The sequence below is a fragment of the Pseudomonas sp. DrBHI1 genome, from assembly GCF_002205115.1.
Classification (GTDB): Bacteria; Pseudomonadota; Gammaproteobacteria; order Pseudomonadales; family Pseudomonadaceae; genus Aquipseudomonas; species Aquipseudomonas mosselii.
The window spans coordinates 1-999 of record NZ_NIBE01000105.1; the positions used below are offsets into that span (position 1 = coordinate 1).

Here is a 999-nt window from a genome sequence, read left to right on the forward strand (position 1 = left end):
GGCGGGGTGGGCGTTCGTGTGTATCGGAAGGCGGTTGGTACACAGAACGCTACAAAGGCAGGGCCGCATTGCGGTCGATCGCCGGCTTGCCAGCGATGAGCTGCGCAGCAGCCCCACAGGGCGAGACAGGATCAGTCTTGCTTGTTCGCTTGCGCCTGCAGCCAACGCACCACCTGCTCGGCGGCCGAGCCTGCCTGCGGAGCATGGCCGGCGAGCAGGTGAAAGCCGGCATCGCTGTGCAGCTCATGGTCCTCCAGGGCCAGTACCAAGGTGCCGGCCCTGAGGGCATTTTCTACCAGCAGGCGGGGTACCAGGGCGATGCCCATGCCTTGCTCGGCGGCCTCGATGGCGAGGATGGTCTGGGAGAACACCGGGCCGCTGAAGCGCGTGCCGGGCAGCGCGTATTGATCGAACCAGCGCTTCCAGTTGTTGTGGCTGTCGGAGATCAGCGGCTGCTGCGCAAGATCCGTGGCTAGCCGCCAAGGGCGCTCGCCGCGCAGTGCCGGCGCGCACACCGGTACCGCCACGCCGGGCAGCAGGGGCATGGCGTAGGCGTCGGCGAAGGGCGGCGCTCCCCAGCGCACGGCAAGGTCCACGGCACCCTTGCCGTTCAGCGGGCGGGTAGTGTCGGAGGCGTCGATCATCAGCGCCACCTGCGGGTGTGCCTGGGCCAACAGGCCCAGGCGCGGGATCAACCAGCGGCTGGCGAAGGCGGGGGTGGTGCTGAGCAGGATCTGCCGGGGATCGCGCTGGCTGTCGCGCTCCAGCAGTTCGCCGGTGGCATCCTCAATGATGTCCAACGCCAGGCGCACGCGGGTCAGGTAGTCGGCGCCGTCCGGGTTGGGTCGCAGGCCTCGGGGCAGGCGTTCGAACAGCGGGCGCCCGAGCTTGTCCTCGAGGGTGCGCACCTGCTGGGCAACGGCGCCGGGGGTGACGTGCAGCTCGTCGGCGGCGGCGCGGAAGCTGCCCAGGCGGGCGGCGGCCTCGAAGGCCACCAGG

General features: G+C 70.1%; 1 protein-coding gene. It reads right to left on the minus strand.

Translation table 11 applies throughout. The features are described 5' to 3' along the window. Positions 1–131: 131 nt before the first annotated feature. Positions 132–999, minus strand: an 868-nt coding sequence (locus CC207_RS20870; RefSeq protein WP_088852688.1) for a LysR substrate-binding domain-containing protein, incomplete at its 5' end; no start/stop codon positions are given.